Source organism: Streptomyces yerevanensis (genome assembly GCF_000716805.1).
GTDB lineage: Bacteria > Actinomycetota > Actinomycetes > Streptomycetales > Streptomycetaceae > Streptomyces > Streptomyces flaveus.
This window is the reverse complement of record NZ_JNWJ01000142.1, coordinates 1-4,888: the sequence shown is the minus strand read 5'-3', so window position 1 is coordinate 4,888 and position 4,888 is coordinate 1. Positions and strand designations below refer to the sequence as shown.

Genomic DNA, 4,888 nt, shown 5'->3' with positions numbered 1-4,888 from the left:
AGCCGAGCACCACGCGTGGCCCCAGCCCACCCGCACCGGCACCCAAGCCATCCGCATCAAACGACCCCAACCCGCAGACCCATAAGGCAACGGCATTGGTCCTAAGGCCTGTCCGGCGGATCATGAGTGTTTCGGCTTGCGGAGCCGTGTAGTTGGTCGTGGTCCGTGGTGATCTGACGAACGAGGAACGGCGCCGCCTGAAGCCGCATCTGCCCGTCTGTGGACGGCGTGGTGGGCGGTGGGCCAGTCACCGCAGGGTGATCAACGGGATCCTCTTCCGTGAGCGGACTGGGATCCCGTGGAGGGATCCGCCGGAAAGGTTCGGCAGGTGGAAGACGGTCTACGAGCGGCACAGACGCTGGTCCGCGGACGGCACTTGGGACCGGATCCTCCAGGCCGATGCCGACGCCGAGGGCCGGATCGACTGGAGCATGGTGGGCGTCGACTCGACGTCTTGCCGTGCCCACCAACACGCCGCCGACGCTCGCAGGAAGAAACCCCGTATACCGAAAAAAGAGCCACGCCCCGGCAGCACCGCCCCGACGAGGGACTCGGAAGGTCCCGGAGCGGTCTCACGAGCAAGATCCACCTCGCCAGTGAAGGTGGTCGCAGACCTCTCGCGCTGCTGATCACTCCCGGCCAGTGGGGCGACGCACCACAAATGCTCCCCGTACTCGAACGCATCCGAGTGGCCCGCAAGGGCGAGGGGCGCCCGCGCACCCGGCCCGGACACCTGAGCGCGGACAAGCAACCCCAACCGGCGTGAGCTGCGCAGGCGCCGGATCCTGCCGGTGATCTCCCGCAAGGGCGCCCCGAACATCAAGGACCTGGGCAAGCTCCGCTACGTCGTCGAGCAGACCTTCTCGCTCCTGCACCACTTCAAGCGGCTGGCCGTCCGCTGCGAAGTCCCATGCCTCGACCTGGGTCAAGGCATGGGACTTCGCAGCGTTCAGCGCATCGCGCGAGTCCCGATCGAATGGTCGTTGTCGGTGCGCGCGCGGGTGTCAGCCATCCAGGCCCTGGTCCGGCGCTGCGACGTCAGACGTGTTCTGGTCATGAGCGACGTGGAACCGCAGATGTGTGACGTGCGGCGAGGCGAGAATCCTGGTCCGTTCCAGCTCGATGCGTTCCGTTCCCAGATGCTCGAACAGCCGGCGTCCGTCGCCCATGAGCACCGGTGCGATCTGGAGGTTGATCTCATCGAGGAGTCCCGCGCTGAGCGCCTGTTGAGCATTGTCCGCCCCCATCAGCAGGACGTCCTTCCCGTCCGCCACTGCTTTCGCTTGCTGCAGCGCCTCTTTCACGCCGCCGGTGACGAAGGTGAAGGTCCCGCTCTTCATGACGCGCCGGTTTCGAGTGTTGTGCGTGAGCACGAAGCACGGCACTGGGTAGGGCGTGTCCTGCCAGACGTCGACGCCTACGTCGAATGTTCTTCTGCCCAGCACGACGGCACCTGTCGAGGCCGTGACCTCCTGTGCCACCGTGGCGTCCACATCGCTGGTCGGTGTGTTCAGAATCCATTCATGCAGGCGCAGACCACCCCGGCCCATGGGGTGTTCGACGCTGATGTCCGGGCCGGCCATGAAGCCGTCGAGCGACATGGTGACGTTCAAAACCACCTTGCTCATGGGACGTACCTTTCCGCGCGCTTGTGTCGGGCATGCAGGGAGGTAGACCGTGGGGCGAGACCAAACTCATCGGTCTCCCGGACACAGCGGTGAGCGGCGTTATCAGCTGACTCCTGCTTCGAGCAGCTGCGCGGAAAGGTCTGTGGACGAGGCTTGACATGCACGACGCCCTCATCTCCCTGGCCTGCGGCCTCATCTGTGGGAGACGCCTCAAGAAGACCCGCACGTGACCGTGCTATGAGCCATTGCGGAAGATGGCTGGTGAACGCCGACGACGGAATGGCTGTCCGCTGTGCTCCGGTAGGTTGCGGCGGGAAACTCGATTCCGTTGAAGGAAACCCGATTTGAGCACGTCAGAAGCGGTCGAGGTCCCGCAACACCTGGCGGCGTCGTACGCCAGAAGCTTCGGCGAGAAAGGGAGGGCCTGGATCGCCGCGTTGCCGGCTCTCGCTGCGGAATTACTGGAACGCTGGGAGTTGAAACGGGACGGCGCGGTCGGAGCCGGGGAAGCCTCGCTGGTGCTGCCGGTGCTGCGCCACGACGGCACGCGCGCGGTCCTCAAACTCCAGATGCCCAGGCAAGAGATCACCGCCGCACTTGTCGGGCTCCGTGCCTGGAATGGTGAGGGGGCGGTGCGGCTGCTCGATCACGACCCCGTGAGCAGCAGCATGCTCCTGGAGCGGCTGGACGGGGCCCGCACGCTGACCTCGATCGAGGACGACGACGTGGCGATGGGCCTCCTCGCCGAGCTGCAGGCGCGGCTGGTCTCCGTCCCCGCGCCGCAAGGACTGCGCAGCCTCGGTGACCTTGCCACGCAGCCTCGGTGACCTTGCCACCGAGATGCTGGAGCAGGTCCCGCAGGCGATCACGGCTCTGGCCGACCCGGCCGACCGGCAACTCCTGCGCGGCTGGGCGTCGGTGATGGCCGAGCTGGTCGACGAGTCCGGAGACCGGATGCTGCACTGGGATCTGCACTACGACAACGTTCTCGCCGCGCAGCGTGAGCCGTGGCTCGCCATCGACCCCGAGCCGCTCGCCGGCGATCCCGGCTTCGACCTGTGGCCCGCCCTGGACAGCCGGTGGGACGACGTCGTCGCGAAGGGCGACACTCTGCACGTGGTGCGACGCCGCTTCGACCTGCTCACCGAAGTCCTCGGCCTGGACCGAGCACGCGCGACCGGCTGGACGCTGGGACGGCTGCTGCAGAACTCGCTCTGGGACATCGACGACGGCGAGACCGCGCTCGCCCCGTCCTCCGTCGCGATCGCGGAGTCGCTGCTCAACCGGTGACCCCACCCCTTTGAGAGACGAAGATCCACGGCCGAGCATTCAACTTTGCCGAACGGCCGAACCATCACACCCGTCACATCCGACCGGCAGACCTCAACAAGATCGTGTTACGAGCTTTTATTGTGCCGAGGCTCAGTAGTTGTCACCGGCATCGGCGGATGACGTGATGAGTGAGGTTTTCTCAGAGGCTAGGTTCAACGTCTCTGCGGGATCCGGCGTGGACCACTTCGAGTATGCGCGGCCTTCGCCGGTAGGCAGTCACACCGGGTCCGGCAGGTCCATGAGCGCGAGTTCGGCTGGGTCGATCACGGCGGTGATCTCGGTGATGTGGCCGTCGGCGACGGTGAAGGCCAGGAGGGAAAGCGGGGTGCCGTCCTCGCTCCAGGAGATGACGCCGGGGCGGCCGTTGACGGTCGCCGCATGTCCTCGTGCCGCGCTGCCGGCCACTCGTGCGCGGGTGGCGACTTCGGTGGCCCCGAGCGTGACGAACGTGCCGTTCGGGATGTGGACGGTGAACTTCACTTCGGGGTGGAGAACCTGCAGCAGCTGCTCGAACCGGCCCTCGCGTGCCGCGGCCAGGAAGGCCTGGACCACCTCGCGTTGTTGTCGTCCGGCGCTTGCCGACTGCTCGGCGGCCTGTACCTTCCTGCGGGCGCGACTGGCGAGCATTTTGGTCGCGTCGGCGGATTTGCCGAGAATGGTGCCGATCTCCGCGAAGGGCACCGCGAACACGTCGTGCAGCACGAACGCCAGTCGTTCGTCCGGGCGCAGCAAGTCGAGGACCGTGAGGAGCGCGAGGCCGACGGAGTCCCCGAGTGCCGCGAGGTCTTCCGGAGCGGGAGCGTCGTCGAGCGTCACGGTGAATTCGGACAGCCGGTCGTCGAAGGAGACTTCCGGGCGCGTCCGGCCCGACCGCAGGACATCGAGGCTGATGCGGCCGACCACGGTGGTCAGCCAGCCGCCGAGGTTGTCGATGGTGTCGGTGTCCTGGCGGGAGAGTCGCAGCCACGCCTCTTGGACCACGTCTTCCGCATCGGCATGTGATCCGAGCATGCGGTAGGCGACGGCGCGGAGCCGGTCACGGTGGGACTCGAAGGCTTCGGCGATCGGGTCCGCGGGATGGGTGCCGGCCATGTTGTTACCTCCGTGGAAGCTGCTCCGTCATAGGGATGACGCGCACAGGCGCCGCAACGTAACCCGATGAAGGAGAGCACTCCCAGATGGAAAACCGGCTCAAGAACAAGAACACGAACAACCCCGATGTGTGGACCGCGGTCCAGCACCTCCACAAGGCGATCGCCGCCGGGGGCGTGGGCCCGAAGCTGCTCGCGCTGGTCCACCTGCGCGCCAGCCAGATCAACAGCTGCTCGGCGTGCGTCTACGCCAGTGTCGCCGGCGGGAAGAAGGCCGGTGACACCGACGAGCGGCTGCACAACGTCGCAGCGTGGCGCGAGGCGCCGTTCTACACCGACGCGGAACGCGCGGCATTGGCGCTGGCCGAGGCCGCCACCCGGCTGCAGGACGGTGCGCCGGGTGTCACCGATGAGATCTGGGAAGAGGTCAACGCCCACTTCACCGAGGAGCAGATCGGCGCGATCAACCTGGAGATCGCGCTGACCAACTTCTTCAACCGGATCAACCGCACCATCAAGGAACCGGCCGGCCAGACCTGGGGCTGAGCCCAGCCTGGCTCTTACCCCCTGAGGCTTCCCCAGCGAAATGATCTTCGGGTGGGCCGCGAGGCCGGGCAGGCGTGAAGCCCCTGGCAGGACTGGTCCGCCAAGATCATGTCGGCTCGAACCAGAGGCTTCACGTTGGTCACCTATGCTGCCGCGCTCGACGTCCCACGCCACGTCGTGGAGTTCCTCCAAAGGCGCCCGGTGGACGGGCGGCTGCCGTCGAGGCCGGGGACGGCGTGGTGGCCGGGTGGCTGTGGGCCACGGGGATCGCTCTCGCCGCGACGGCCGTGG

The 4,888-nt window shown here is 66.9% G+C and carries 3 protein-coding genes and 2 pseudogenes; 3 read left to right on the top strand and 2 right to left on the bottom strand.

Annotated elements, in window-relative coordinates:
• Positions 1–158: 158 nt before the first annotated feature.
• Positions 159–899, top strand: a pseudogene (locus tag OP79_RS54970) (IS5 family transposase); the annotation flags it as partial.
• Between the two features lie 105 nt (positions 900–1,004).
• Here OP79_RS54970 and OP79_RS48295 read toward each other — a convergent pair.
• The gene (locus OP79_RS48295; RefSeq protein WP_051745881.1) at positions 1,005–1,628 is read right to left on the bottom strand and encodes a dihydrofolate reductase family protein; all 624 of its coding nucleotides are present in this window, start codon (positions 1,626–1,628) and stop codon (positions 1,005–1,007) included.
• Positions 1,629–1,972: 344 nt separating this feature from the next.
• Here OP79_RS48295 and OP79_RS50240 point away from each other — a divergent pair.
• Positions 1,973–2,918 (top strand): annotated as a pseudogene (locus OP79_RS50240) (aminoglycoside phosphotransferase family protein).
• Between the two features lie 258 nt (positions 2,919–3,176).
• Here the strand turns inward: OP79_RS50240 and OP79_RS48285 are convergent.
• Positions 3,177–4,052 (bottom strand): sigma-70 family RNA polymerase sigma factor, encoded by an 876-nt coding sequence (locus OP79_RS48285; protein ID WP_033329593.1) that lies wholly within the window; start codon positions 4,050–4,052, stop codon positions 3,177–3,179.
• Between the two features lie 86 nt (positions 4,053–4,138).
• On the opposite strand from OP79_RS48285, the gene OP79_RS48280 reads away from it, so the two are divergent.
• The gene (locus tag OP79_RS48280) at positions 4,139–4,597 is read left to right on the top strand and encodes a carboxymuconolactone decarboxylase family protein (RefSeq protein ID WP_033329592.1); all 459 of its coding nucleotides are present in this window, start codon (positions 4,139–4,141) and stop codon (positions 4,595–4,597) included.
• The last annotated feature ends 291 nt before the right edge of the window (positions 4,598–4,888 follow it).